General features: G+C 67.5%; 26 protein-coding genes and 1 pseudogene. 15 read left to right on the top strand and 12 right to left on the bottom strand.

Annotation, left to right across the window (positions count from 1 at the left end; genetic code table 11):
* Positions 1-69 precede the first annotated feature (69 nt).
* Complete coding sequence (locus tag ACFYRY_RS07880; RefSeq protein ID WP_389141333.1) at positions 70-2,208, bottom strand: MMPL family transporter; 2,139 nt, start codon at positions 2,206-2,208, stop codon at positions 70-72.
* A 287-nt stretch (positions 2,209-2,495) separates the two neighbouring features.
* Positions 2,496-3,446 carry an SDR family NAD(P)-dependent oxidoreductase gene (locus tag ACFYRY_RS07875; RefSeq protein WP_389141331.1) on the bottom strand — a complete coding sequence of 317 codons (951 nt, stop codon included), beginning with the start codon at positions 3,444-3,446 and terminating at the stop codon, positions 2,496-2,498.
* Between the two features lie 250 nt (positions 3,447-3,696).
* On the opposite strand from ACFYRY_RS07875, the gene ACFYRY_RS07870 reads away from it, so the two are divergent.
* Both ACFYRY_RS07870 and ACFYRY_RS07865 read left to right on the top strand, forming a co-directional pair.
* Complete coding sequence (locus tag ACFYRY_RS07870; protein ID WP_389141329.1) at positions 3,697-4,185, top strand: carboxymuconolactone decarboxylase family protein; 489 nt, start codon at positions 3,697-3,699, stop codon at positions 4,183-4,185.
* Positions 4,186-4,313: 128 nt separating this feature from the next.
* Positions 4,314-5,330 carry a hypothetical protein gene (locus ACFYRY_RS07865; RefSeq protein ID WP_389141327.1) on the top strand — a complete coding sequence of 339 codons (1,017 nt, stop codon included), beginning with the start codon at positions 4,314-4,316 and terminating at the stop codon, positions 5,328-5,330.
* 91 nt (positions 5,331-5,421) lie between these two features.
* Here ACFYRY_RS07865 and ACFYRY_RS07860 read toward each other — a convergent pair whose 3' ends face one another.
* A complete protein-coding gene (locus ACFYRY_RS07860; protein WP_389141325.1) occupies positions 5,422-5,634 on the bottom strand; it encodes a DUF4287 domain-containing protein in 213 nt (70 codons plus the stop codon).
* Positions 5,635-6,151: 517 nt separating this feature from the next.
* Between ACFYRY_RS07860 and ACFYRY_RS07855 the strand changes: the two genes are divergently transcribed.
* From ACFYRY_RS07855 to ACFYRY_RS07845, 3 genes and pseudogenes are all read left to right on the top strand, one after another.
* Positions 6,152-6,945, top strand: a protein-coding gene (locus ACFYRY_RS07855) for an IS5 family transposase (RefSeq protein ID WP_389143639.1) whose coding sequence is annotated in 2 segments (ribosomal slippage) — positions 6,152-6,473 and positions 6,473-6,945 — 795 coding nt in all. Because the reading frame shifts where the segments join, the coding sequence is not laid out codon by codon here.
* A 24-nt stretch (positions 6,946-6,969) separates the two neighbouring features.
* Positions 6,970-7,846: pseudogene (locus ACFYRY_RS07850) on the top strand (DUF5753 domain-containing protein).
* Entirely contained in the window at positions 7,846-8,040 is a 195-nt protein-coding gene (locus ACFYRY_RS07845; protein ID WP_389141323.1) for a DUF397 domain-containing protein, read from the top strand. Before ACFYRY_RS07850 ends, ACFYRY_RS07845 begins: the two are co-directional and overlap by 1 nt.
* 92 nt (positions 8,041-8,132) lie before the next feature.
* On the opposite strand, the gene ACFYRY_RS07840 is transcribed toward ACFYRY_RS07845, so the two are convergent.
* From ACFYRY_RS07840 to ACFYRY_RS07830, 3 genes are all read right to left on the bottom strand, one after another.
* Entirely contained in the window at positions 8,133-8,750 is a 618-nt protein-coding gene (locus ACFYRY_RS07840; RefSeq protein WP_389141321.1) for a HEPN domain-containing protein, read from the bottom strand.
* An 8-nt stretch (positions 8,751-8,758) separates the two neighbouring features.
* Complete coding sequence (locus ACFYRY_RS07835) at positions 8,759-9,970, bottom strand: DUF262 domain-containing protein (RefSeq protein ID WP_389141319.1); 1,212 nt, start codon at positions 9,968-9,970, stop codon at positions 8,759-8,761.
* 771 nt (positions 9,971-10,741) lie between these two features.
* Positions 10,742-11,386: an ATP-binding protein gene (locus ACFYRY_RS07830; protein WP_389141317.1), complete on the bottom strand. Its 645-nt coding sequence runs from the start codon at positions 11,384-11,386 to the stop codon at positions 10,742-10,744.
* A gap of 219 nt (positions 11,387-11,605) precedes the next feature.
* On the opposite strand from ACFYRY_RS07830, the gene ACFYRY_RS07825 reads away from it, so the two are divergent.
* Positions 11,606-12,454 (top strand): helix-turn-helix domain-containing protein, encoded by an 849-nt coding sequence (locus ACFYRY_RS07825; protein WP_389141315.1) that lies wholly within the window; start codon positions 11,606-11,608, stop codon positions 12,452-12,454.
* A 32-nt stretch (positions 12,455-12,486) separates the two neighbouring features.
* Positions 12,487-12,669, top strand: a complete 183-nt coding sequence (locus tag ACFYRY_RS07820) for a DUF397 domain-containing protein (RefSeq protein ID WP_389143636.1) — start codon at positions 12,487-12,489, stop codon at positions 12,667-12,669.
* Between the two features lie 77 nt (positions 12,670-12,746).
* On the opposite strand, the gene ACFYRY_RS07815 is transcribed toward ACFYRY_RS07820, so the two are convergent.
* The 3 genes from ACFYRY_RS07815 to ACFYRY_RS07805 form a co-directional block, all read right to left on the bottom strand.
* The gene (locus ACFYRY_RS07815; RefSeq protein ID WP_389141313.1) at positions 12,747-13,196 is read right to left on the bottom strand and encodes a DUF5707 domain-containing protein; all 450 of its coding nucleotides are present in this window, start codon (positions 13,194-13,196) and stop codon (positions 12,747-12,749) included.
* A 176-nt stretch (positions 13,197-13,372) separates the two neighbouring features.
* Positions 13,373-13,978, bottom strand: coding sequence for an HD domain-containing protein (locus ACFYRY_RS07810; RefSeq protein WP_389141311.1), 606 nt, complete (start codon positions 13,976-13,978; stop codon positions 13,373-13,375).
* Between the two features lie 100 nt (positions 13,979-14,078).
* The gene (locus ACFYRY_RS07805; RefSeq protein WP_389141309.1) at positions 14,079-14,744 is read right to left on the bottom strand and encodes an alpha/beta fold hydrolase; all 666 of its coding nucleotides are present in this window, start codon (positions 14,742-14,744) and stop codon (positions 14,079-14,081) included.
* Positions 14,745-15,037: 293 nt separating this feature from the next.
* Between ACFYRY_RS07805 and ACFYRY_RS07800 the strand changes: the two genes are divergently transcribed.
* The 3 genes from ACFYRY_RS07800 to ACFYRY_RS07790 all read left to right on the top strand — a co-directional run bounded on the left by ACFYRY_RS07800 (position 15,038) and on the right by ACFYRY_RS07790 (position 17,218).
* Complete coding sequence (locus ACFYRY_RS07800; RefSeq protein ID WP_389141307.1) at positions 15,038-15,652, top strand: AraC family transcriptional regulator; 615 nt, start codon at positions 15,038-15,040, stop codon at positions 15,650-15,652.
* 120 nt (positions 15,653-15,772) lie between these two features.
* Positions 15,773-16,750: a TIGR01777 family oxidoreductase gene (locus ACFYRY_RS07795; protein WP_389141305.1), complete on the top strand. Its 978-nt coding sequence runs from the start codon at positions 15,773-15,775 to the stop codon at positions 16,748-16,750.
* A 30-nt stretch (positions 16,751-16,780) separates the two neighbouring features.
* Positions 16,781-17,218, top strand: coding sequence for a glutaredoxin domain-containing protein (locus tag ACFYRY_RS07790; RefSeq protein ID WP_389141303.1), 438 nt, complete (start codon positions 16,781-16,783; stop codon positions 17,216-17,218).
* 100 nt (positions 17,219-17,318) lie between these two features.
* Here ACFYRY_RS07790 and ACFYRY_RS07785 read toward each other — a convergent pair whose 3' ends face one another.
* Positions 17,319-18,143 carry a C1 family peptidase gene (locus ACFYRY_RS07785; RefSeq protein WP_389141301.1) on the bottom strand — a complete coding sequence of 275 codons (825 nt, stop codon included), beginning with the start codon at positions 18,141-18,143 and terminating at the stop codon, positions 17,319-17,321.
* A gap of 406 nt (positions 18,144-18,549) precedes the next feature.
* On the opposite strand from ACFYRY_RS07785, the gene ACFYRY_RS07780 reads away from it, so the two are divergent.
* The gene (locus ACFYRY_RS07780; RefSeq protein WP_389141299.1) at positions 18,550-18,987 is read left to right on the top strand and encodes a hypothetical protein; all 438 of its coding nucleotides are present in this window, start codon (positions 18,550-18,552) and stop codon (positions 18,985-18,987) included.
* Between the two features lie 2 nt (positions 18,988-18,989).
* Positions 18,990-20,513, top strand: coding sequence for a Rieske 2Fe-2S domain-containing protein (locus ACFYRY_RS07775; RefSeq protein ID WP_389141297.1), 1,524 nt, complete (start codon positions 18,990-18,992; stop codon positions 20,511-20,513).
* A gap of 46 nt (positions 20,514-20,559) precedes the next feature.
* On the opposite strand, the gene helR is transcribed toward ACFYRY_RS07775, so the two are convergent.
* Both helR and ACFYRY_RS07765 read right to left on the bottom strand, forming a co-directional pair.
* A complete protein-coding gene (helR, locus tag ACFYRY_RS07770) occupies positions 20,560-22,731 on the bottom strand; it encodes an RNA polymerase recycling motor ATPase HelR (protein ID WP_389141295.1) in 2,172 nt (723 codons plus the stop codon).
* Between the two features lie 155 nt (positions 22,732-22,886).
* Positions 22,887-24,566 carry a glycosyltransferase gene (locus ACFYRY_RS07765; protein WP_389141293.1) on the bottom strand — a complete coding sequence of 560 codons (1,680 nt, stop codon included), beginning with the start codon at positions 24,564-24,566 and terminating at the stop codon, positions 22,887-22,889.
* 279 nt (positions 24,567-24,845) lie between these two features.
* Here ACFYRY_RS07765 and ACFYRY_RS07760 point away from each other — a divergent pair, with 279 nt between their 5' ends.
* Genes ACFYRY_RS07760 through ACFYRY_RS07750 form a run of 3 tightly spaced genes read left to right on the top strand, consistent with a single transcriptional unit; the run spans position 24,846 to position 26,495 of the window.
* Positions 24,846-25,256 carry a VOC family protein gene (locus ACFYRY_RS07760; RefSeq protein WP_389141291.1) on the top strand — a complete coding sequence of 137 codons (411 nt, stop codon included), beginning with the start codon at positions 24,846-24,848 and terminating at the stop codon, positions 25,254-25,256.
* Positions 25,257-25,290: 34 nt separating this feature from the next.
* Positions 25,291-25,812 carry a helix-turn-helix transcriptional regulator gene (locus ACFYRY_RS07755; protein WP_389141289.1) on the top strand — a complete coding sequence of 174 codons (522 nt, stop codon included), beginning with the start codon at positions 25,291-25,293 and terminating at the stop codon, positions 25,810-25,812.
* Positions 25,813-25,817: 5 nt separating this feature from the next.
* The gene (locus tag ACFYRY_RS07750; RefSeq protein WP_389141287.1) at positions 25,818-26,495 is read left to right on the top strand and encodes a glyoxalase; all 678 of its coding nucleotides are present in this window, start codon (positions 25,818-25,820) and stop codon (positions 26,493-26,495) included.
* The last annotated feature ends 48 nt before the right edge of the window (positions 26,496-26,543 follow it).

The raw sequence follows: 26,543 nt of genomic DNA, 5'->3' as shown, positions 1-26,543 counted from the left end.
CCGCCGGATCAAGGTGCTCGATCAGCGTGCTCGATCAGAGCGTTCGATCGAGGTCTTCGATCAGCGTGCTCAGGGTGCTCTGACGGTTTCCGGCTGCCGGGGCGGCCCGGTCGGTCCGCCCGGTCCGCGTGACCCGGCCGGTTCGGCCGGCCCGGGCTTCCGTGAGAGCACGCCCGGCCACCACACCTTCCGGCCCAGGGCGACGCTGGCACTGGTCACCAGATACGTCCGCACGAGGAAGGTGTCGAGCAGGACGCCGACGGCGATCACGAAGCCGAGCTGGACCAGCTGCACCAGTCCCATGTTCGTCAGCACGGCGAAAGTCGCGGCGAGGACGAGTCCGGCGGAGGCGATGACGCCGCCGGTGGTGCGCAGTGCGGTGAGTGCCGCCGTGGCCGGTTCCGCTCCCGCCAGGGACTCCTCCCTCATCCGGTGCATGAGGAAGATGCCGTAGTCGACGCCGAGGGCGACCAGGAACACGAAGGACAGCAGTCCGAGCCCCGGATCGGTGCCCTTGAGGCCGAGGAGCGGTTCGAAGACCAGTCCGCCGATCCCGAGGGAGGCGCCCCACACCGCGACGACCGCCACCACCAGGAGCAGCGGTGCGACCAGACTCCGCAGCAGCCCGATCAGGATGAGCATCACGGAGACGAGGACGAGCGGTACGACGATCTTCGTGTCCCGTGCGTTGGTGACCTCCAGGTCGATCTGCTGGGCGCTGTCCCCGCCGACGTAGGAGCCCTTCAGTTCGTCCCGCAGGGACTTGATGGTGGCGGTCTCCCCCGCCGACTGGGGTGCGCTCTTCGCGAAGACGGAGATCTCGGTCCAGCCGTCTCCCGTACGCCCCTTCTCCGCGCTGCCGACGCCCGGTGTGCCGCGGACGGTCGCGAGGGTCTCGTCAGCGCGCCCCTGCGGGGTGATCACGTCGATGGGCTGGCTGCCGCTCTCGGGAAAGGACTTGGCGAGGGTCTCCATCGCCACGACGGACTCCGGCTTCTTGACGAAGGAGTCCTCCTGCTTGAGCGATCCCGGCAGGTTGAGTGAGCCGAGGGCGAGGGCGCCGAGCAGTACGGCACCGCTCGCGAGTACGGTCAGCGGCCTGCGTCCGGCAGAGCTGCCCATCGCCGCGAACAGGCTCCGCCGCTGCTTGGGCGTGCTCCCGAAGGCGGGCACGAGCGGCCAGAACACCCGCCGTCCGACCAGTACGAGGATGGCGGGGAGCAGGGTCAGCATCGCGATCAGCGCGCACAGCACACCGACGGTGCCGAGCGGGCCCATGCCCTTGCTGCTGTTGAGGTCGGCGGCGAGCAGGCACAGCAGTCCGGCGGCGACGGTGCCGGAGGAGGCGAGCACGGCGGGCCCGCATCCGCGCAGGGCGGCGACCATGGCCTCGTAGGGGCGCTCGATGCGCCGCAGCTCCTCCCGGTAGCGCGCGACGAGCAGCAGCGCGTAGTCCGTGCCCGCCCCGAACACGAGGATCGTCATCACACCCGAACTCTGCCCCGAGACGGTCGTGCCGAAGGCCTGGTTGAGGCCGTAGGCGACGCCCATCGACATGTAGTCGGCGATCCCGGCGACGACGAGGGGCACGAGCCACAGCACGGGGCTGCGGTAGATCAGGATCAGCAGTACGGCCACGACGGCGACGGTGGTGTAGAGCAGCGGTCCGCCGAGCGAGTCGTAGACCGCGCCGGAGTCGGTGGCCAGCGCGCCGGTGCCGCCCACATCGACGCTCAACCCGCCTTCGCCCTGGGCGACTTTGCGAACGTCGGTTACGAGCTGGTCCTGCTTCTCCTCGTCCGCCCCGGGCTCGTTGCTGGCGACCGGGTACATCAGGGTCGTGCCGTCCTTGGACGGAATCCCCTGGGGAGCACCGCCGATCAGCTCGTGCTGCCGGGTGATCTCCGAGACCTGCCCGGCCGCGGTCTCCCGGTCGGCGGCGCTGAGCCCGCCGTCCCGGTGGTAGACGAGCACCATCTCCGTGGTCTCGCCACCGGGCAACTTCTCCTCGATCTTCGCCACTTGCGTCGAGTCCGCGCTCGCCGGCAGGTAGTCGGTGACCTTGTCGTGCTGCACGCTGCCGAGCTTCGCCGCGAACGGCCCGACGAGCGCGATCACGGCAATCCACAGCCCGAGCACCGCCCATGGAACGGCTCGCCCGCGCCGCGGCCCAGGCCTCGTCGTAGCGGTTGTCTCTCCGGCCCTCATTGACCGATCTCCCTCCGGGTGACGTCTTCTTCGGTCTCCAGACTCCCGGTGAGAACCACGGCTTTCGTCGGACGGGAGGGCGAGGTGACGCGTACTGCCGGGGGCGACGGCGGGTGCGGATTACTCCCTGGGGAGTAGTCGGCGGACGGCGCGCCGCCCCGGAAGGGACGCGGGGCTGTTTCGATCTGCGGCTACCGCCGCGATGGGGGTCCCCCCGCTCGAGCGAAGCCGAGAGTGGGGGAGCGACCAGCCAGCCACAGTTCGAAAGTAAGGGCGCGGCTCCGCGCCTACCGAAAGCCGAGGTGCGGATCGGCGCCGACCAGCTCGGCGCTGGCGGCCCACAGGCGAGCGGCGACGGCCGGGTCGGCCATATGAGAGGGGACGGGTTCACGCCGTGGGGTGCCGCGCAGGCCGAACACCCTCGGCCCCCACAGCTGCCCTCCCCGCACCTCCGGGTCGAGGACGGCCCGGACGACGGGCCATGCTCCAGCGTCCTTGCCCTGCACCAGGAGCCCGGCGGGCAGGGCCCGCAGCCGCTCGCCGGCGGTCGTCACGTGTACCTGCGGGCGGGACGGGGTGAGGGGGTCCAGTGCGCCGCCGGGGTGGGCCACCACACTGAGCACCGTGCTGCCGGCGGCACGCAGGCGGCGGTCGAGTTCGAAGCCGAAGTACATCTGCGCCAGCTTCGACCGGCCGTAGGTGCGCTTGGGCCGGTAGTCCTGGGTCGACTGAAGATCGCCCAGGTCCAGTCGCTCGGACCGCGCCGCGAAGCTTCCCACCGTCACGATGCGACCCGCCGGCGCCGAGGACAGCAGGGGGGCCAGCCACTGGGTGAGCGCGAAGTGACCGAGGTGATTGGTGCCGAACATCAGCTCGTGGCCGTCCCTGGTCTCTCGACGCGGCGGGTCGTCGAGCGCGACCCCCGCGTTGTGGACCACCGCGTCGAGATGATCGAGGTCCAGCCTGTCCACGGCGGACTTCAAGGACGACAGGTCCGCGAGGTCCAGTTGAAGGTGCCGCACCCGCGCGCCGGACACCCGCGAGCGGATCGAGGCGATGGCGGCGTCGGCTTTCGCGGCGTCCCGGCTGCCGAGTACGACAACGGCGCCGGTGGCGGCGAGCTGCTCCGCGGCGAAGTAGCCGATCCCGGCGTTACCCCCGGTGACCAGGAAGGTCTTTCGCTCGGCAGACGGCAGCCGGTGAACGTCCCACGCTCTGCTCTGGACTGCGGAAGACACGATGACAGGCTCCTTGCGCTCTGGTGCGGCGTGCTCCCGGGGAGCACCAACCCGCCCAAGATCGCAACCTCCGCCGACATTCCACCGACAGATCACGGCCACCGCCGACAGACTTCCGATCCCTTCCGAAGGCCGGTGCCCCGTAGGTCCGGACACCCCAGAGAACTTCCCGGATTCCTGTCACACCTGTGTGCGCCGGTCCGTCAGTGCTGTGAAGAGGCCAACCAGGCCGAAGCGAAGGAGAGCAGCCATGACGAACACCTCCATCTCCCGGATGCCGAACCCGGCCGAGTTCGTGCCCGAGCTGAACGACATCAGCGCCGCCCTCTTCCGGGCCACGGGCAACCGCTCGGTGCCGCGCACCACGATGAACCTCGTCCACCTGCGCGCCGGGCAGATCGTCGGCAACACCTACCTGACGATCCTGAACACCGGTTTCCTGCGCAAGGCCGGGGAGTCCGAGGAGCGCATCACCGCCGTCTCCTCCTGGCAGGACGCCCCGTACTTCACCGACGCCGAGCGCGCCGCCCTGGCCTTGGTGGAGGCCACCCTCCAGCCCGCCCCGCACGGCAGGGAGCGCGTCTGTGACGAGCTGTACGCCGAGGTGGCGAAGCACTACGACGAGAAGGCGCTGGCCACCCTGACCATCGCGATCGGCCAGATCAACTTCTTCATCGCCCTGGCCGTCATCGGCAAGCCGCAGCCCGTCAGCTCCCTCGCGGACGAGCAGTGGGACTGACGCAGTCATCCAGGGCCTCCTTCCAGCGTCGGCGGGAGCTCCCGTCAGGGCCCTCCCACCGGCGCTGGCCTGCGTCTCTCTCCACCTTCTTCTCTTCTTTGTCACCGCTCGGCAGTACGGTGTCCCCCATGCGCCCCGACACGCCTGCCGAGAACGTCGACCACACCGCCGAAGCGGCACGCCTGGAGCGGACCGCCGGCCTGCATCCCGAGGACGCCGAGGCCCTGCTGCTGCGGGCCTCCGCCCACCTGGAACTGTCCGGCGACCGCCCCGCCGCGACCACTCTCTACGACCGCCTGCTGTCGTCCCCGGACAGCCTGGAGAACCCGCTTCTGGTACGGGCCCTCAAGGCCTCGAACCTCTGGGAGTACGGCCATGAGGCGGAGGCCAGAGCGATCATCGAGGGCGTCCGCGCGGCGTCCCCCCGCGACCCGGCCCCCTGGGTGATCGTGGCGGAGTCCCTGGAAGCCCACGACGAGCTGGAAGCGGCGCAGGAGACGTTCACGGAGGGTGTGGAACTGTTGCTGGCGGACGTCCCGGAGCCGCCTCCGTACGCCACGCATCCGCTGCTGTTCGGCCGCCACCGGGTGCGCCGCATGCTGGGCATGGGCCACGACGACTGGGACGTCCTGGCCGACACCCTGCACACCTCCCCGGTCTCCCTGGACGAGCTCCACGACCCCAAGCGCGTCTGGTCCCTGGGCTCGGACAACCCGGCGGAACTGGCCGCGGAGATCTCCCGCCTGCGAGCCGAGCTCGGCACCTACCGGGAGGCCCTGTCCCGCCCGTTCCCCGTGGCGGTCCTGCACTGGACGGCTGAGGAACTGACGGAGCTGCTGGACGCGTATCCGTCGCTGGCCACGGAGTACCCCTCCCACGAGGAGCACCTGGCGACCATAGAAACGTCACTGCGCGAACTCTCCGCCTCCGGCACCCCGAACCTGGGCATCGTCACGGGCACGGTCCCCTCCTACGAGGCGTTCGCCGCGTCGGAGGCCTCGTCACCGGAGGACATCTCCCTGCTCCCGCAGTACGCGACGACGCTGGCGGCACGGGGGCGGGCGGTGGCCTGGCCTCCGCAGCGGGGGGCGGCTTGTTGGTGTGGGTCGGGGCAGGCGTACCAGGGGTGCCACGGGGCCCAGTAACGGGCGGCCCTCATCCAGCGGCCCCGGCTGAGAGGCCGCGCGGACAGGTGCTGCCGGGCCCCCGACCTCACCTGTCCGCGCGGCCTCTGGCCTACTTCCTGCTGTCCTCTGCAAGGGTGTGCGCGACGAGGGCGTTCGCGTGCCCGTGCCCCAGCCCATGTTCGGTTTTGAGCCAGGAGACGAGTTCCATATGCCTGGTCAAGGGCGAGGAACGGATGATCCCCTGCCACTCTGCTATCGGGCGGCCGTACTTCTTCTCGATCGAAGGGAAGTAGCTGGCGGGGCCCTTCACGGCTTCAGTCATGTCGACGGTGTCCCATCCCTTGGCGCACAACGATCTCGGGGTGCTGATGCGTTTTGCTTGTATGACCGGAGGCAACCGGCGAAGTAATCGGTCGAACGAAAGTGACCTGCGCCGCCGCTTTCAATCTCCGGAGCAATCTGAACGTTCGGCCGTCACGCCCCATCGGGCAGACGGAGGCGGGCAGCCCCACGGCAACCATGACGACACGAGTGCTCGCCCACGGCGCTGCCCAAGTCGCCTCCGTCGAAAGGCGACGATCCAAAAACGATCATCTTTCGGCGATGATCAGTCAATTGTCAGCGGCTGCTGTCAGAACTGATTCACGTTGGCCCGAATCACGCGCCACTACAAGAACACCGACATCGGCAAGTCTCAGCCGTGGACGCTGCTCGGTCCTGCCACGTACGAGGGGCAAACAGGCAGTAACAACGGCTAACACAAAGCGTTGGGTCGTTCCTGGCCGCCATGACTGGTGCGGGAGTTGCGCGTTCGGTCTGGTGTGGGGACGTCGCCGTGGATCGTGTCGGATGAGTTGTGGGACCGTGTGGAACCGCTGCTGCCGCAGCGTGAGCGCAGGTTCCGGTATCCCGGCCGCAGGCCGTTGCCGGACCGGGATGTGCTGTGCGGGATCTTGTACGTGCTGCATACGGGGATCCAGTGGGAGTACCTGCCGCAGAACCTCGGCTTCGGGTCGGGCATGACGTGCTGGCGACGGCTGCGGGACTGGAACGAGGCCGGCGTGTGGCAGCGGCTGCACGAAGTCCCGCTGGCCGAGTTGAATGCGGCCTCCCGGCTGGACTGGTCAAGGTGCGTGGTCGATTCCTCCCACGTCAGGGCGCTAAAAGGGGGATCCACACGGGCCCCTCGCCGGTCGACCGGGGCCGCGCCGGCTCGAAGCACCATCTGATCACCGACGGCCACGGCACCCCGCTCGCGGTCCTGCTGACCGCCGGCAACCGCAACGACGTCACGCAACTGCTGCCACTGCTCGACGCGATCCCACCGGTCCGCGGCCGCATCGGCCGTCCCCGACGCAAGCCGGACTCGCTGTTCGCTGACCGGGACTACGACCATGACATCTACCGTGACCAGGTCCGCGCCCGGGGCATCGTGCCCGCGATCGCCAGACGCGGCACCCTGCACGGCACGGGACTAGGCACCTACCGCTGGGTCGTGGAGAGGAGTTTCGCGTGGCTGCACGGCTTCCGCCCTCTGCGCATCCGATGGGAACGCAGGGCCGACATCCATGAAGCGTTCCTCAAACTCGCCTGCTGTCTCACCACTCACCGACAACTCGGCTCATTGTGTTAGCCCTTGTAAGCCGATGGCGATCACATGGCGGCTGAAGCACGAGACTTACGAAGGGCCTCAGGGACGCCAGTTGGACCCACAACTCGAAGGCGCCAACTAGGCGCTGACCTTCGCCGTCTCCGTGAGCGCAAGAGGTTGACACTCGAAGAGGTCGGCACACCGTCTCGAAGGCGACGCTCAGTCGGTACGAGACCAAGGAAGACACGGTCAAGTGGCCTGCAGTAGATGCCCTTTGTCGCGAGTAGGCGCGTCGGACGAGGAACGACTCGCCCTCGTAGAGCTGGCGAAGGACGCCAAAATCCAGGGATGGTGGCGCTCACTCGCCGACCCCATCCCCGAGTCTATGAACCTCATGCTCACGCTGGAGGATGAAGTCGTATGCGAAGACCACTACGCCTGCATGTACATCCCAGGGTTACTCCAGACCCGAGCCTACGCCGAAGCCGTTCACCGAGCCTCAGAGGTGCAGTGCCCAGAGCGGGTAGTGCAACACGTGGTCGACATCCGCATGAAGCGACAAGAACTCCTCGATCGAGATGATCCACCGCACATCTGGTGTGTCATCGACGAAGCGGCTCTCCGGTGCAGAGCCGGAGGGAGCGAGGTCATGCGAGAGCAGCTCGACCACTTGCTTACCCTCACTCAGCGCCCCCGCGTCACCGTACAAGTGCTTCCGTTTTCGTCAGGGGCACACGCAGCGGCAGTTGGTAGCTTCGTCATCCTCCGGGGGCCAGCTTCGGATCTAGACGCGGTGTACGTCGACCTACTCAGCGGCGGGCTCTTCATGGAGAAGAACCAAGAACTGGAGCGTTATAAGTTGGCGTTTGAATACCTCAGCGCGCAGGAACTCGGCCTCGAGACATCAACGGAGATCGTCGACCGTATAAGCAACGAGTTTTGATGACGACGCCCTCGGTACACCGGTGGTTCAAGTCCTCCTACAGCGGGGGCAGCGGGACAGAGTGTGTCGAGTGTGCACGCACGAGGGACGGAGCCCTCGCACGTGACTCGAAGAGCACCGGTGGCCCGTTCGTTGCTGTTCGGAATGAGGCATGGCAAGCATTTACTCAGGCCGTACGAGACGAGAAATGTTGAACCTCCGAGGCGACACTCCATTTAAGCTGTCGCAACATCCGACGTCCCCGCAGTTAAGTCGGATGTCGCGCGCGTTGCTCTTTCGCGTCGTACTACTTACTTTCCATCTGGACGTCGAGATCACGAAATCCGTCTAGCACTACATTTACCGTCTTTAGCTCGTTTTGTGGATCAGGCTTGACCTGCATCTTCGCTCCCTTATGAGCGGCGTCACCGCGGGCCGTCGCCCAAGTCTCGGTCGCACTGAGCCAGCCAGAATCGATATCTGCCTCCTGTAGACCGATGGGCAGAAGCAATTTCAGAAGGTTCTTTTCCTTTATGCCATGATTCTGCTTTCGAGCATATCGATGCATATCGGCCCGGGCAGCCTCTATGCGCGCCCCTAGCGCAGGATATTTTGCCGGCTTGGCAGCGGCCTCACTTAGAGATTCCGGAATAGGTGGAGCAGTTTCCCTATAAGCCATTACCGCTAGTAGACTGACGGTAATTGAGCCACTCACCTTCCAGCCGGAAACTGCATCGTCTATAACCTCAATAACCCGGTCCTCGATGAATGACTCAAATTCTGCATGCGCTAAAACCCTGAAGGCGCGCGTCTGCTCGTAGACGAGGTCTTCATAGTCGCCCGTAGGATCGAACTTCTGTGGCAAGAAATTATGCCGCAGTTCTTCGATCCGCCTCTCCAACTCATCGAATCGCAACGAGGCCATCCGAACTCCTACGGAACGAGGCGGTTGTCGCGGAATTCAGGCACGCGCAGCGGCATCTCGATGGCTTCACCGAGCGCCTCACCCCAGAGGGATAGACGACGATGGGTAGCAAGCGGAGTCTTTGTGGTTGTCTGAATTGACTCAACGAAACGTTGATTGGTGTCACAGAGATCGCGGAAGGCAGACTCGACAGCCGACGCGCGAGAGAAGGACTTAGCCCGAACGGCTTCCTCGGAGAAATAGTACGTCATCACATCGAAAACGGCCCGATTGAAGCGCCCTTCATACTTTCCGTTAGCCCAGCGATAAAACGCATTATCCCCGAAAATCTTGAAAGTCGCCTCGATGGCCTTGTTGCAGTTTTCTCCCACATCCTTGATGCGAACGTCTTCCTTCGTCCATTGCGCATTGAGGAGATTGACGGTCTCATCCAAAAACTTCTTGAGGTTTCCCGTATATTCATCCAAGGTGAACTGGAACCCGAAATATCGCAGTAGCACTTCCACGTCACGCATGCGAAAGTCCGGCTTGTCGATACGCAGAGCGGCTCGGAGCCAGTCACTGTCAGAGGCGCAATCGTCCAGGAAGTCGGTAAACGGACCGGGATGGAGTGCCTGTCGAAGCTCCTGAGGGGACAACTTAACACTGCCTGTATTTAGCCGGAGAAAGACGAGATTGAGGAAATCTTCATTAGGCCAACGGCGTACAACAACAGTCCGAATGGTCTCGTTAAGGAGTGAATTCAGATCGTCCACATAACTGTCGTCTTCCTCCATCTTTCGAAGCGTCGCAAGCCGCAGATCCTCACGGACCTCAAGTGCGGTGAGTGAGAATCCCTTAAAGTCCTCTTCCTCTGCGGACGCCGCAAATGATGAGCCTGCCGCAAACTGTCGGAGAGCTAGCAGACGCTGCTTCCCATCGAGCACAATGAACTTTCCGCGTCGATTCTTATCCTCGGCGAGGACGATCTGCGGAATCGGCAGGCCGAGGATAAGAGATTCGATGAAGCGACTCTTCCTTGGCTTGTTCCAAGCATCGCGACGCTGAAAGCGTGGATTGAGCTGGATGTTTCCTCGACGGAGCTGACTAAGAATCGTTTCAGCGGTCCAGTCGGTATCCGTTACGACAGCTCGTGTGACCTCTTCAGAGGTCACTGATGCGGCGGTGTCCTCTTCTTCACCGTCTGCGTCATCCCAGTCGGACAGGTCAACATTCGCCACGCTGCTCCGCACCTCTCGTGGTTCAAGGCCTCTTGAGCCTCCAACTAACCCAGTTCCCTAGACTAGTTCGCCCGCAGGTACGGCCGCCAGATCTTGACTCGATGAAAGCGCCCTGTGGTCGCGAAGGGGGAAGCTTCAGGTTGTTCCCCGACCTGGTCCTCATGGTCCAACCCGATTGATGCCCCCTTGGAACGGCTGAGGGCCCTCATGCGTCACGAGCCCGCTGTCTCCAGAAGCCAACACGTCGGCTCAACCAATCCGGAGCTCCCACTCCATCAGCGGCATCCTGCCGATCCGGAAGGTGTGGGCACAGCTTGAGGCTTGAGACATGGAGGCTTACCACATCGATGGCGGGCTGCCCCGCGTCCCGCCAAGCCGTAAGGGTCTGCTCGGCCTTGTCCCACAACGCCACGGGCCCACCCTGCCGAACCGTCCATCCGGAAGTGCCCTCCCTGAATGCCGCGAAGGACTCCCGCTCGGCGTCGAACAGGTACAGCAGCGGTACGCCACTGCTGTCTGTGTCACGAACGAACTGTGCTCCCGGGATGGCGAGTTGGGTTAGGAACGCCGGCATCCACTCCTCCAGCAGGGTCGGTGGAACCTTGACTGGGCGTTCGGTGGTCCGCGTAGGCGGTGCGAGCCGAAAGGTCCCCCGCCAGCGGTGAACGCTCTAAACATCGGGCGGGTGCCTTACCTCCACGACGGCGAGCGCTGCTTCTGACGAAGCTGCTTGTGGGATTCGCAAAGCGCTACAGCGCGCCGCCAAGTCACTCAAAGGCGCAGAGCTTCGCCTTCCGAGACTTCAACCCTGAAGTAGGCATGTGCTCGCTCAAGGGCCTCGTCCACGTCGCGTCCGTGAGCTCGCAGCCAGTGAAGGACGTCGGTGACGAGGTCGATCAACGCATCCTCTGCCACGCTCAGGACGCCCGAGCCTGCAAGACGTAGTCGTGCCTGCTCGCAGCCATAGGCGCTCAGCAGTGCTTCGACCCGGTTAACACGATCCCCTCCCAAGTGCCCATCAGCCGAAGGCAGCCCCGTCCCCAACTCGCACCATGTCACCTTTCGGTCAGCCAGAAGCTGGACGCCCCAACGGTCGGTTACGGCATCGAGCAGTGCCATCCCTCTGCCGGACTCCGCCTCCAGCCCAGATTCGAGGAGGGTGGGCAGAGCCCGCGTGTCGGGGTCGTGGACCTCGATCCGTAGACGTGTTCCGCTCATGGCGACGACGAGCGTGGTAGGGGTGCCGATGCCCACATGGTTGATGACATTGGACACCAGCTCGCTCACACACAGCTGGGCCACGTCTGTCACGTCGTGCAGGCCCCACATCGCCAGGTGCACCCGCATGATCCGGCGTAGAGCCGCCACTTCCTCGGGTTCCGCGGTGAAGTCCAGGTCCCACGCCTTCCTCGACATACACGCTTCCTGGATCACGGAGACCCGCCTCTCGTCGCATGCCACCCTCCGCTTGATCAGCAGAGCGTTACGCCTCCTCACGGTGAGTGGCGCCGCCATCAGAATGGCGCGGGCGTATCCCGTCGTGCAATGTGCACGGCGGGATTCCCACTTCCGAGTGATTGGCAGGTACGCACCTTGGCGCGAGACTGAACGTCCGCTATTCCACGGAGGGTTGAGATGGCTGGTTCCCCGACGGCACGCCGCCGTCGTCTCTCGATCGAGCTGAAGAAGCTCCGAGAGAACAGCACCCGGACCTGCGCACAGGTCGGTGAGGCCCTGGACTGGAGCGGATCCAAGGTCAACCGGATGGAGACGGGGAGCGGCCGGGTTCAGCCATCAGACATCGACGCACTGTGCAGGTTCTACGGCACCACCGACGAGCTACGTGAGTTCCTCAAGTCCTTGGCCCGGGAGGCCAAGACGCGTGGTTGGTGGCAGGTGCACGGCTCGGGCGTGCCCGAATGGTTCAACATCTACATCGGTCTGGAGCAGGAAGCCTCCACGTTCCGCCAGTACCAATGCGAGTTGATCCCTGGCCTCATGCAGACCGAGTCATACGCCGGCGAGCTCCACAAGACGGGAGCGCACATGTCGGCCGAGGACATCGACAGGGCGGTACGTGTACGCATGGAGCGCCAGACCCTGCTCACGCGACCTCAGGCCCCCGATGCCTGGTTCGTCGTGAACGAGGCCGCTCTGCGTCATGTCATCGGAGATCAGGCGTTGATGCGCGAGCAACTGGAACGCGTGCTGGACTCGGCCGAGTTGCCGAGCGTGACTTTGCAGGTGCTGCCGTTCGACTCAGGCACCTATCCCGTCACGGGCTCCTTCACCATGCTGGGCTTCCCCGACCAGGAAGACCCGGATCTGGTGTATCGGGACGGCATCACCGATGCCGTATACCTCGAAGGCGAGCATCATGTCCGTGAGTACACGAGGGCATTCGACGGCTTGCGAGCCGCGGCCCTCAGTCCTCAGCGTTCCGTTCAGCTGATCAACTCCGTCTTGAAGGACCACACAACGTGAGCAATGCAGAGTCTGAGGACGACGGTCGCCCGATGTGGTTCACGTCGACGTACAGCAACGGCGCGGGAGGCGAGTGCGTCGAGTGCGCGTGGATCGACGCACGTGCGCTGGTACGCGACTCCAAGAGCGCGGGGGGCCCGGTGGTCATGGTTCGCGGTGGTGCTTGGTCGTCCTTCGTGCAGGCATTGGGCCACGGCAGGTTGGCTCGTCCCTGACCTCCAGAAGAGGACACGGGGTCCGCACAACAGGTTGCCCAGCCGCACCGCGTGCCACGATCACACGCACTTCTGGATCACACCGTGAAGTCGGCCGCCTTGGTGTCCAGCGTCGTGTCGCCGTCCTTGTCGGTGGCCAGGACGGCCACGTGCCACAGGCCCCGCGGGGACTCGGCGGCATCGGCGCGGGTGACGGTGACCTTGTAGGTGCACCGCTGGGTGTCCCCACCCGAGGGCTTGCAGACGGCCGACTCCGCGGTGGTCATCTCCTTGGCGGTCAGACCCTTCTTCGCGAAGGACGAGCTCGCCGGCCAGGCCAGCACCTTCACGCTCTTGACATCGGAGGACGCGGTGACGTCAGTGGTGAAGGTAAACGAGCCGTCGCGGTTGCCGTCGGGAGCGGTGTAGCGGGCCGTGCTGTGCGCCAGCGCCGGAGGCTGGTCCCCGGCGTAGGCGAGGGCGAAGGCACCGGCGCCTCCGAGGACGACGACAGCGGCAACCCCGGACAGAACGATACGACGCGACATGGAAAATTCCCCCAACAGTCAGCTGAATCTGGATCACACCGACGCTCTCGTCGGCGCCGTGCACCCATACTGGCCGCGCAGTGGGCGCCCGGTATGAGCACGCGTACTCAACTCCAGCCTGAGTAAAGGCACTTCCGTGAGTGCGGTGTCGTGAGCGCGTCTGGGAGATTCGGACGTCAATGGCCGCTCCCGACTGTCGGGTAGGACATTTGGTAGGCGAGGCGCTCATCGGCCTGATCCCCGATGCGAGCGAGCACACTGTCCAGGTCGAGGAACTCCTCCCAGACCGGTCTTCCGCTCGCCGATGCGAGTCTGGCGACGACAAGGTCTTCGAGCTCGGGGATCCGCTTGTTCTTCCAGATCTTGTCGGCCAGGCTGACCAGGAGGTCTTCCATCCCGGCCTCCTCAGTGGTCCAGGCGGCGTGTGTTCCGGCGAAGCGTGCCATGGCGGAGTCGACTCCTCGGGTCATCAGCAGTTCGCGGCCTGCTTCTTCGTGCTCAGCACCGGGAGCGGACAACTCGGCGGGGTGCAGAGTCTTGCCGATGTCGTGGGTGGCGGCTCCGAAGAGAACCGCCTCCGGGTTGATGCCCAGATCGAGATTGCGTGTGGCGATCCATTCGAGGAGTTGCCCTGCGACGTCGTGGACTGCTCGCAGATGGGCGACCAGCCGCGGCGGAGCGTCAACATCGTGAAGCAGCTCGGCTGCGTCGATGGGCAGTGGACGCAGCGAGGGCCGACCGGTGTCCTGGAGGGCAATCGACAGTACTCGCGAGGTCGTCACCGCGACAGGGTAGGCGTTGCAGGCGCAGTAGGTCCCCGGTCAGTCTGAGGTTCAACGCCCCAGCACCGATGGCCCTGTGGTTGCTGTTCGCCGCCCGCACTCATTCACCGAGCAGCAGGGCAGCAACCGCCTCGGAAGCCTCATGCATGGCGTCATGACCCGTCGGAAGGTCGTGCACCCGCCACCCAGGATCAGATTCAAGTCGGGTGCGCTGGTCGGCGAACGGTGTGCCGTCCCAGCCCGAGCAGAAGATGAACTCGCGGCGAGGGACCTTGGCCGCGGCGCCGGTGAGACGGATCGCTTGGAGGAACGACGCGAGGGGATGGGGACGGCGGCGGGGGTCGCCGCCGGCGGGTGGGCGGACGGCGTAGCCGTTTTCCGCGGCACCGGTCATGAACGCCTGCCGGTAGCGCTCGGTGGTTGAGGACCAGCACGAATCCCCGTTCCGTGGGACGTACGCGTCGAGGTGGACCAGGCGTGTGACCCGGTCAGGGGCGCGATCGGCTGCTGCGGCGATCACCATCCCGCCGTAGCTGTGGCCGACCAGCGTCGCGCCGGTGATGTGGGCGCGGTCCAGGTGTCGCAACACGTCGTCGGCGTGGGTGTCGAGGTTCGCGGTCGCGACACTCGCGTAGTCGTCGTCCGGGCGCAGACCGGTCAAGGTCAGCGCGTGAACGCTGTGACCGGCACGCTCCAGAAGCGGCACTACCGCCTCGTACGACCAGGAGCCGTGCCAACCGCCGGGCACGAGCACGAACGTCGCCATGCGCTTTCCCTTCCCTCAGCCGGGACTTCGAGCTCCGCGTGATCGAAGACCACTGCGAAACGACGTCAAATGTCACCCGGGGCAGGGGTGGCTGGCGACCGATACGATGCCAACTGATGCCCGTTCGCCGCCAACCTCGCCAGAGCGGGGTGACATCACACATGTGGGCATCCGGCGGGCGGCATCTCTGGCCGTCCGGCGAATCGAGCGCGACACAGTCCCATGACCAGGGACATCTGGTGTACGCGGCACGTGGCGTCCTGGCGGTTCACACCGAGCGTGGTGCGTCGATCGTGCCGGCCAACCGAGTCGCCTGGACCCCCGCTGGGTTCACGCACTACCACCGAGCCCACGGTGACACCGACATGCGCATCGCCTTTCTCACGCCGTCCCTCGCTCGGCTACTGCCGGACCATCCCGCGGTGTTCGTGACCTCCGGCCTCGCCCGCGAAGTCCTCCTCGCCCTGACCGGTCCCCGCAGCTACGACGACGCGGTGCCCGACTACAGCCGATCCGCGCGCTCTCGCCTCCTCCGCGTCCTCGTCGATGAACTTCACGAAGCACGCGAACAGCCGCTGCACCTGCCGGAGCCACAGGACGACCGACTGCGGGAATTGGCCCGGCGGCTGTACGAGAACCCCGCCGACAACTCCTCACTGGCCGAACACGCGAGGACTGTCGGAGCCAGCAGCCGCACGCTCAGCCGACTGTTCCGCAACGAACTCGGCATGACCTTCTACGAGTGGCGCACGCAGCTGCGCGTACACCACGCGCTCGTTCTCCTCGCCGATGGCCGAGACACCACGCAGACCGCCCACGCCTGCGGATGGTCCAATCCCAGCAGCTTCATCGCGGCGTTCACCGACATCATCGGAACGACCCCTGGGCGCTACCGGGCCAGTAGCTAGATCAGCGCCCGCGCGTCTCAACTCCCAACGGCTGACTGGCACCGCGGATGCACAGCCCCTGGTTTTGAACGTGTTCAACTCTTGGTCTAGGCTCGCCCTGAGACAGAGGAGGGGCATCCGATGAAGATCGTGATTCCCGGTGGGACCGGACAGGTCGGCGCGGTCCTGAAGCGCGCACTCGAGGCCGCCGGCCACGAGGTCGTGGTTCTCACCAGGCGCCCCAGCCGCGCGGGCGAGGTCCCATGGGACGGTCGGACCCTGGGGCCATGGACGGCGGCCGTGGACGGCAGCGATGTCGTGATCAATCTGGCCGGACGCACGGTGAGTTGCCGATACACGGCCGCCAATCTGAACGAAATGATGGACTCCCGGGTCGACTCCACCCGGGTCGTGGGCGCCGCGATCGCGGGCGCCGCCCGACCGCCCCGGGTCTGGCTGCAGATGAGCACCGCCACGGTGTACGCGCACCGCTTTGACGCCCCCAACGACGAAATCAGCGGTGTGATCGGCGGTACCGAGCCGGGCGTGCCGGACTACTGGGCATACAGCGTCGAGATCGCCAAGGCCTGGGAGCGGGCTCAGCAGCAGGCCGAAACGCCGGCCACGCGCAAGGTCGCGCTGCGCTCGGCCATGGTGATGAGCCCGGACCCCGGCGGGGTCTTCGCCGTCCTGCTGGGAATGGCCCGCCTGGGTCTCGGCGGCCCGGTCGCCGGTGGAGCGCAGTACGTGTCGTGGATCCACGAACACGACTTCGTGCGCGCGGTGGAGTTCTTGATCGACCGGGAGGACATCGCCGGGCCGGTGAACCTGGCGGCTCCCCATCCTCTGCCGCAGCGCGCGTTCATGCGCGCCCTGCGCTCCGCGTGGGGTGTGCCCGTGGGTCTCCCCGCGACCAAGTGGATGGCCGAGGTCGGCGCGTTCGCCCTGCGTTCCGACACCGAACTGCTGCTGAAGAGCCGCCGTGTCGTCCCGGGCCGGCTGACCCGGACGGGCTTCGAGTTTGAGTACGCCCAGTGGCCGCAGGCCGCGGATGAGCTGGTGCGTCGGGTGCGTCGGGTGCGCGATCGGGTCGGAGGCGGTGCCGCGGCCCGCCGGTGAAGGGAGGACTCATCGATAGCCTGCGTCATCATGACCCGTACCTGGATCCTGCCGACACTGTTTGTGCTCTGCGGCTCAGCCATTGCTACCGGGCTGGTCTTCAGCGGGAGCCCTGGCGAGGCAGCAGCACTCCTGCTGCTGTTCGTGCTGCTCGCGGGCGTGAACTCGCCGCTGATCTTCCCGAGGTCGATCGGTGCGCTGGAGGCGCAACGCCGCAGCGCGGTCGACGGCCGGCCTGTCGTCTACTGGCGGCCGGGCTGCAAGTACTGCATGCGCCTGCGCATCCGGCTGGGCCGCGGCGCCCGCCAGTCGCATTGGGTCAACATCTGGCGTGACCCGGCTGGAGCGGCAGCGGTGAGGTCAGCCAACGACGGATATGAGACCGTGCCAACCGTCGTCGTGAGGGGCCAGCCGTTCACCAACCCAGATCCGGAATGGGTACGCGAACAGCTCTCCCCTTCCGCGTGATAGCCCCCCCTGCCGCGCACACCCGATGTCTGGGTGTGCGCGGCAGGGGACTTAGAACTGCCTGTGCTCTGTGCTCGTAGCCCGTCGGACGACGTTGCGCTCAGGCGACCGTGACCCCGTAGGCCTCGGTGAACGCCTGCTGGGCGTACTCCTCTGAGGCGTAGCCGTAGCCGTCGTCGCCCCAGTTCGTGCCCCAGCTGTTGCGCACGATGAAGCGCCGCTCGGGGGTGTAGCCGACGAGGGCGACGGCGTGGCCGCCGCGGGCGGTCTCCTGCTTGTAGTGGTTCAGTTCGCCGTGCGTGGCCTTGGCCTCGTCCCAGGTGCGGTCCACGCTGAGGCGGACCAGGATGGGTCCGCCGCCGGATCCGAGCCACTGCCGCCAATCGTCGAGTGTGCGGCCGAGATTGAAGTAGGCGGCGATGCGCATCTGGGCCGCCAGGGCGTAGAACGTCTCTGTGTCGCCGGGGTAGTTGAGCGGTGGAGGCTTGAAGGGGAGATCCTCCTCCCGCACGACGCCGAACTTGCGGGCTATGGCAAGAGCCGCCTTGATGCTGGTGCCGTCACCCTCGATGAACGTCGTCGGCTCCGTGGTGAATTCGTCCGTCTCCTTCGATGCCATCCACATGTAGCGGACCGACAGCGAGTCGTCCTTGCGCAGGCGGTTGACCTTGGTGAAGTGCCAGCGCAACACGGAGTCCGCCGTCGCCCATCCCACGCATGAGCCCGTGTGGCCCTGGTCGCTGATGTGCCACCAGGGCTCCCGAAGATCGATCTTCTCGGGCAGGGTCACCTCGGGCCCCGCGGCGAGTCCGGCCGCCTGGGCATGCCGCGATCGCCAGTCGCGTTCGGTTTCCTTGGACGGAATGCAATTGAGAATCCTGTCCCCGGCTCCATTGCCGTTCACGTTCTGCACGTATTCGGACACGATGCCTCCCTGTCTCTCTGCGCTCCTCGTCACCGAGGAAGTGATCCCGGTCGAATGTTGACGACTGCGCCCGCGGTCGGCTCGGGACCAGCGTCAGACAGTTGTCGTCGTCGTTCTGGGGAACAAGCCGAACTGGCCCATGTCGGGAGACGGTCCGGGGCGGAGGTGGATCCGAGAAGTTCCGCGAGGGGAACAGCGCAACCGGGAATGTCGAAAATTCGCAACTGTCGGGCGCGAGGCTCCATATGCCTACGCCATAAGCGTGACACCGCGGTGGACGGTCTGCAATTTGGAACCGCTCCCGGGATGCGATCAGGAACGACCGGATATGGAGACCTTCGCGACAACTGCCCCGCCTGTCCGGTCCCGGGGGCCACACTGGTCGCTCGACACGAGGGGGGCGGCGGTGGGAACCGTACGGATCACGTCCGGGGGCGAGGGCCTGGCGGGTGAGCTGGGTCAGCTGGATGACTGGCTGCGGCGGGAGCCAGGACTGCGTGGGCGTGTGCGTCGGGAGCAGTCGCCGGCGCCGGGGACCTTGGGGGGCCTTCCCGAGTTGGTGATCGGCAGTGCTGTCTCGGGTGTCGCGGGGGCGCTCGCGACGGCGCTGTCCCAGTCGCTGACCGGCTGGCTGAGGTCCCGGCGGACCCGTGGCGCGGGATCGCCGGGCGCGGTCCTGACGCTCACCGCGCAGGACGGACGCAGCCTGACGCTGGACGCTCGTTCCTCGGTGGACCCGGCGGAGGTCGAGCGGTTCCTGCGGGCCGCGTTGGGCGGGACCGTGCCCGTACCGGACGCCGCGACCGCGCCCGCCGCGCCGGTGGACGGCGACGGGGGCCTCTGACCGTGCGGCTGCCCGACCCCGCGCGATCGAAGGCCGTGCTGATCGGCACGGGCACCTTCCGGTCGCCCGACCTCCGGGACGTGCCCGCGGTCCGGGGCAACCTCACCGACCTCGCGGCCGTTCTCAGCGACCCGGTGTGCGGGTCGTTCCCGGTCGGGCGGTGCGCGGTGGTGCCGGATCCGGCGGACGCGCGGACGGCGTGCCGCGCGTTGCAGGACGCGGCGAACGCGGCCGAGGACACCCTCCTCGTGTACTTCGCCGGTCACGGTCTGCTCGGCGCGCGGGGCGAACTGTTCCTGGCGATGGCGGACACGGATCCCGCGGCACTGCGGGTGAGCGCGCTGGAGTACGACGTACTGCGCGAGGTCGTCTCGGAGTGCGGTGCGGACAACCGGGTCGTGGTGCTCGACTGCTGCTTCAGCGGGCGGGCCGTGCCCGCTCTGGGGACGGTGCTCAGTCAGACCGCGATCGAAGGGACGTACGTGCTCGCCTCGGCCCCGCCGAACGGGGTCGCCCTCGCGCCCGACGGGGCTGCGCACACCGCTTTCACCGGGGAGCTGATCACGCTCCTGCGCGACGGTGTGCCCGGTGGGCCGGAGCTGCTGGGCCTGGGCGAGATCTACCGCAGGCTGCTGCGGGCGGCCGTGCTGCGGGGGCTTCCCCGGCCGGAGTGCAGCGGCACCGGAACGGCGGATCTGCTGGCGCTGGCAGGAAACGCCGCCTTGGGCCCGAGGGTTTTGACGGTCCCCCGCACGCCGGAGGGCCCGCCAAGCCCGGGAGATCCGGAGGCCGTTCTGTCGGTGGAGCCCGGGGCGTCCGGGACAGTGGTGGACGTATCGTCGGCCGGCAGCCCGCGCACCACATCACCCGGCGCTGCGCTCACCGGGCTCTCGCGGCGCCGGACTCTGGCGTCCATGGCCTCGGTCGCCGTGGCCGGTGGTGGGGTCGGTATCGGCCTCACGGCGTGGAAGGTTCTGGACCGGGTGGGGGGTGGCGACGGCGGCCGAGCCGGTGGCCCGGCCTCCAGCGGTGCGTCGTCCGTCGGCGGGAGCCGCGCGACCACGACGGTCACCACCAGCCCCGGCGCGACCGCCACCGCCAACGCCACCGCCCACGCGAAGAACGGCGACGACCCCACCGCCGCTGGTGGTCCCTCCGCGGACGTGATCACCCCGGATGCGGGCGGTCCCTCCAAGAGCGCCCTGACGACGCAGGAAGACGACTTCGCCTGGAGAGTGATCGCCAAGACGGCGGACGTCCCGGTCGGCGGCGGTCTGGTCGTCGATCAGGAGAAGGTCGTGGTCACCCAGCCCCGACGAGGCGTGTTCCACGCGTTCACCGCCCTCTGCACGCACCAGGGCTGCACGGTGAGCACGATCAGTGACGGGGCGATCGGCTGCCCCTGCCACGGCAGCGCCTTCGACATCACGGACGGCTCGGTGCGCAACGGCCCCGCCACCAGACCGCTGAGCGCCCGCCGGGTACAGGTGCGCGGAGGCAGCGTCGAGATCACGGCGGACGCCTGAGGAGCGGCCCGTGCCGAGCCGAGCGGACGCAGGCGGCCTTCGGCCCTCACGAGCTGGTCAGGATGGCGAGTTGCTGGGTGGCTCGGGTCATCGCGACGTAGCGGTCGACGGCTCCCTCGACGCCCTCGCCGAAGGTGTGCGGGTCGATGAGGACGACCAGGTCGAATTCGAGGCCCTTGGACAGTTCCGGGGTGAGGGAGCGGACGCGGGATGTCGTACGGAAGGTGGGGTCGCCGATGACGCAGGCGATTCCGTCGGTGTGGGTGGCGAGCCAGGTGTCGAGGATCGAGGGCAGGTCCGAAGCGGGGCCGTGGAGGACGGGGACGCCGTTGCTGCGGATGGAGGTGGGGACGTTGGCGTCGGGGAGCACGGCCCGGATGACCGGCTCCGCTTCCGTCATGATCTCTTCCGGGGTCCGGTAGTTGATGCTCAGGGAGGCCAGGTTGACGCGGTCGAAGCCGAGCCGTTCGAGGCGTTCCTGCCAGGACTCCGTGAAGCCGTGCCTGGCCTGGGCGCGGTCTCCGACGATGGTGAAGCTGCGGGAGGGGCAGCGCAGCAGCAGCATCTGCCATTGCGCGTCGGTCAGTTCCTGGGCCTCGTCGACGACGACGTGCGCGAACGGGCCGGCCAGCAAGTCCGGGTCGACGGTGCTCAGTTCGGACTCGTCGACCAGGCTGACCTGGGCGTCCTCGCCGCGCAGCATCCTCACCAGGCCTTCGCCGTCGTCACCGTCGGCACCGGAGTTGGCCACGGCCTCGATGAGGTTGTCGACGACCTGCGTCATACGCTCGCGCTGACCGGCGAGGACTGCCTTGTGCCGGCGCCTGCGCCGCGCCTCCTCCGGGTCGCCGAGCCGCTGTCTTGCCGCGTCCAGGAACGGCAGGTCGGACACCGTCCAGGCCTGGGGCTGGGCGCGCTGCAGCTTCTGGACGTCGTCGCGGCTGAGCCAGGGAGCGCACATCCGCAGGTACGCGGGGACCGACCACAGGTCTCCGACCAGGTCGGCCGCTTCGAGCAGCGGCCAGGCGCGGTTGAAGGCCGTGAGCAACTCCCTGTTCTGGAGCAGCGATTTGCGGAGCAGGGCGGGTGAGACGTCTTCGCCGTCGTGCTTGTCCAGCAGGATCGTGAGGAGTTCCTCCCAGACCTGTTCGCGTGCCTCGTTGTGCGGGGTGCCGGGTTCCGCCGCGTCGAACGCCACGGCCCAGTCGTCGGCGCTCAGTTGGATGTCGGACCAGTGGGTCGTGACCGTGAGCGCGTCGGTGGGCGGCTCCTCGTAGAAGCGGACGGCTTTCTCCATCGCGTTCACCAGGTCCGCGGACGACTTCAGGCGGGCCACCTCCGGGTCGGCCTCGGGCGCCGCCGCGGCTCCCTCGGTGACGAGGTCCCGCAGGGTGCAGGTCTGCACGCCCTCCTCGCCGAGGCTGGGCAGGACGTCGGCGACGTAGCCGAGGTAGGGCTGGTGCGGGCCGACGAACAGGACGCCGCCCCGGCGGTGGCCGAGGCGCGGGTCGGAGTAGAGCAGGTAGGCGGAACGGTGCAGGGCGACGACGGTCTTGCCCGTGCCGGGGCCGCCGTCGACGACGAGGGCGCCGCGGGATCCCGCGCGGATGATGGCGTCCTGGTCGGCCTGGATGGTGCCGAGCACGTCGCGCATCCGGGGTGAGCGGTTGCTGCCGAGGCTGGCGATGAAGGCGGACTGGTCGTCGAGCGCGGCGTGCCCGGCGAACCCGTCCGGGGTGAACACCTCGTCCCAGTAGTCGCTGATCCGGCCGCGGGTCCAGCGATACCGGCGGCGGCTCGCCAGGCCCATCGGGTTGGCGTGGGTGGCCCCGAAGAACGGCTCGGCGGCGGGGGAACGCCAGTCGACCAGCAGCCTCCGGCCCGTGCTGTCGGTGAGGCCGAGCCGTCCGACGTACACGGGTTCGGAACTGTCCGCGGCGACCATGTGGCCGAGGCACAGGTCCAGGCCGAAGCGGCGCAGGGTGCGCAGGCGGCTGGTCAGCCGGTGGATCTCCGTGTCCCGGTCCATCGCCTGTCGTCCCATGCCGCCGGGCGCCCGGCGTTCGGCGTCGAGGCGGGCGGTCAGCTCGGCGATGGACTCCTCGAGGCACTGTGCGATGGCCGCGAAGTGCCGCTCGTCGTCGGCGATCAGGGCGGGGTCGGCCTTGGCGGCCAGGCGGTCGGGAAGGTCGAACGCGGTGGTGGTCAGGGGATTCACGTCATTCGCTCCGTTTTTCCGCAGATTCTGGCCTCGGCCGGAGATTCTGCGGCACGACGGGGGGCTTGCCGCAAGCCCCCCGGTGCGCTATACGTTGAGAGTGGCAAGGAGTGGTTGGTGACCTCCTTGCCTTTGTTGTTTCCCCTTCCCCGGCGTCAGGCTTTGCGGTGTGGTCCCCAGGGATCCGCTTTCCGCGCGAGGGTTCGGGCCCGGCGGCGTACGTCCGGAGGCAGGTGGCGCAGGACCGTGCCGGCCGCTCGGCGGACTCGGGGGGACGCTGTCGTGCCGAGCAGGATGCGGTCGCGGACCGAGGCGTCGCCCGGTCGGCCCACGGACAGCCGGAGTTGACCGTCCTGGGCGAGCCAGGTGGGAACGACCAGCCGGGGCGGGGTGCCGACGCTGACGGGGGCGAGGCCGACGCCCTGACCGCCCGGGACGACGCGGGCCCTGCGGCCCACGCCGAGGAGCTGGGCGCTTCCCCACACCTCGTGCGTGCCGGGTTCCATCGCGCGGCCGCCGGCCAGGGTGAGCGGGTCGATGACCGTCTCGCCGGTGACGACCACGCGGTGGCGGTGGTCACCGAGGGGTTCGGTGCGCGGGGTGAGGTCGGCGTCCGGGAACCACCACAGGTCGCGGGCGGTGTCGTGGACGAGGAGTTCTCCGTGGGCGTGGCCGAGGGGGTGCGGGGCCTCCCAGTCCTCGGCGCCCTTGATGCCGGCCAGCAGGTCGGGGTCGAGGAGCATGCGGCCGTAGCGTTCGACGAGGGTGAGGGGCCCGCCGTCGGGGCGGCGCATGCCGATCGTGGTCGTGACGTGGAGCCTGCCGGCGCGCCAGCGGATGTCGTCGACGGTCAGCTCGGGTCTGATCCCCCGGGTGCGGCGGCCGAGTTCCACGAGGGAGTCCAGGTGGCCCTCCTCCAGCAGGTGCGCCCTGAGCCGGGTGAGGGCCGGGAGGCCCTCGCGTACGCCGGGCGGGTAGGCGTCGAGGGCCATGCGGCGTACGACGGAGAAGTAGCGTTCGAGGTTCTCGCCGGTGCGTTGGAGGACGCGGGACTCGCCGACCGGGCGCAGGAGTTCGACGCGGTAGGAACGGCGTAACAGGTGGTCCTGGAGCGGGCCCGGCGGGGTGTCCTGCTTGATGGCCTCGACGACCGTGCGCAGGTACCCGTAGTAGTCCTCGGGAGTGGTCCTGCGGCTGCTGGTGTTGCCGCCGTCGTCCCGGCGTTTCCATACGTAGCAGGGGTGGTGGGCGAGGATCGAGACCTTCTCGGCGCGCAGGTAGGCGCGGGCCATGAAGAGCTGGTCCTCCAGGCGCACCGGGCCCTCGGGGAAGGCGAGGTCGTGGGCGAGGAGGAACTCGCGGCGGAACATCTTGTGCGGGGTGAGGCTCTCCATCAGGGGCGCGGTCTCGACGGTGCAGTGGTCGACGGTGCGTTTGAAGACGTTGCTGGGGCCCGCCATGGTGCCGACGACCTTGCCGAGGACGATGTCGGAGCCGTTGCGGTGGGCGAGGCGGTGGAGGTGTTCGAGGGCCTCGGGGGTGAGTTCGTCGTCCTGGTCGACGAACTGGACGTAGTCGCCGCGGGCCAGCCGGACTCCGACGTTGCGGGGCTTGCCGGGCCAGCCGGAGTTTTCCTGGCGGATCACCCGCACGTGGGGGTGGCGGGAGGCCAGCTGGTCGAGGCGGTGAGCGGAGTCGTCGGTCGAGCCGTCGTCGACGTAGATGATCTCGTAGGCGTCCCTGCCCAGGCTCTGGTTGATGAGCGACGGTGAGCAGAGGTCGATGTACTGGCCGGCGTTGTACACGGGCACCACGATGCTGACTTTGAGCGTCAACGCTCCCCCTCAAGAGACCAAGTCGTCTGTCGTTCTCCTGCGGTTCTACGGACGTTCAGGTACCGGCAAGGGTTGTCCCGAGGAGAACAAATTCAGGCGAATTCGTTCAGGTATGGCGTGATCACTCCCATCATCTGCGATCACTTCCGATCATTCGCGGCGCCACTCCTGGTCGGATCGGGTGAGTTCGCCACCGTATGGGCCTGGTGCGTGGGAGCAGGGCTGGATCAATCAGGATTCGAGAAGCGCGCGTCACGGAGTGTGTCTAGCCTGATCGTCATGGACATCACCATTCATACGAGCGTCCTGCCGCACGACGACGCGGACGCGTCGCTCGCCTTCTACCGCGACGTCCTCGGCTTCGAGGTCCGCAGCGACGTCGGGCAGGGCCGAATGCGCTGGATCACGGTCGGTCCGGCCGGTCAGCCCGACACGTCCCTCCTGCTGGCGCCGCCGGCCGCCGACCCGGGAGTCACCGAGGACGAGCGCCGCACCATCACCGAGATGATGGCCAAGGGCACCTACGGCTGGATCCTGCTGGCCACGCCGGACCTCGACGCCACGTTCGAGAGGGTGCAGGCCGGTGACACCGAGGTCGTCCAGGAGCCGACCGAGCAGCCGTACGGCATCCGGGACTGCGCCCTGCGCGACCCCGCGGGCAACCTGGTCCGCATCCAGGAGCTTCGCTGAGCCGTAGGGGCGGCAGGGAAGGGGGAGTTCGCCCATGTGTCAGCCCGAGTGGCGGCGCGCACGCGTGGAGGCGCAGCGCCTGAGTGACCTCGCGCGGCTGCGCCGCGTCCGCGACCGGATCGACAGGGAGTACGCGCAGCCACTGAACGTGGAGGCGCTCGCCCGCGGTGTGAACATGTCCGCCGGGCACCTCAGCCGGCAGTTCCGGGCCGCGTACGGCGAGTCGCCGTACGCGTACCTGATGACGCGTCGCATCGAACGGGCGACCGCGCTGCTGCGGCGTGGCGACCTCAGCGTCACCGAGGTCTGCTTCGCGGTCGGCTGCGCGTCGCTCGGCACGTTCACCACCCGCTTCACCGAGCTGGTCGGCATGCCGCCCGGGGTCTTCCGGAGCCGTGCGGCTCAGGCGGCGGCCGACGGTGCCGATGCCGGGCGTACGGCCGGTGGCGCGGGGCCCGCGGTCATGGTGGAGGGGATGCCGGCGTGCGTGGCGAAGCAGGTGACAAGACCGGTCAGGAATCGAGAAGCGCCGGCCGCCGAGGGGCCCCTAGCGTGATTTCCATGACAACCACCGCATCCACCGCATCCACCACGGCCGTCGCGTCCGTCACCCTCGAGGTGGCCGACCTCGACGCCGCCCACCGCTTCTACACCGCTTTCGGAGTGCGGACGCACATCAGCCTGCGGGCGTCCGAGGCGCACTCCACCGGATTCCGTGGCTTCACCCTGGCGCTCACGGTGTCCCAGCCGTCCACGGTCGACGCCTTCCTCGGCGCCGCCGTCGACGCCGGCGCCACGACGGTCAAGCCCGCGGCGAAGTCGCTGTGGGGCTACGGCGGCGTCGTCCAGGCACCGGACGGGACGATCTGGAAGGTCGCGACCTCCGCGAAGAAGGACACCGGCCCGGCCACCCGCGAGATCGACGAGGTCGTCCTCCTGCTCGGCGTCGAGGACGTGAAGGCCGTCAAGCGGTTCTACGTCGACCGGGGCCTGACCGTGGCCAGGAGCTTCGGCGGCAAGTACGCCGAGTTCGCCGCGGGCGGGTCCAGCCCCGTCAAGCTGGCGCTGTACAAGCGCAGCGGCCTCGCCAAGGACCTCGGCGTCCCGGCGGACGGCACCGGCTCGCACCGCGTCGTCCTCGGCAGCACCGGCGCCCCCTTCACCGACCCGGACGGATTCGCCTGGGAGACCGCCACGCCGCTCACCTCCGCGCCGTCCACGGAGTCCGCCAGGTCCTGACTTCTGGCCCTGACTTCTGGCTCTGACTTCTGGCTCCCGGAGCCGGGC

It is taken from the genome of Streptomyces sp. NPDC005263 (genome assembly GCF_042872365.1).
Taxonomy (GTDB): domain Bacteria; phylum Actinomycetota; class Actinomycetes; order Streptomycetales; family Streptomycetaceae; genus Streptomyces.
Note: the sequence above shows the minus strand (reverse complement) of the source record. Positions and strands in the feature narration are given on the sequence as shown.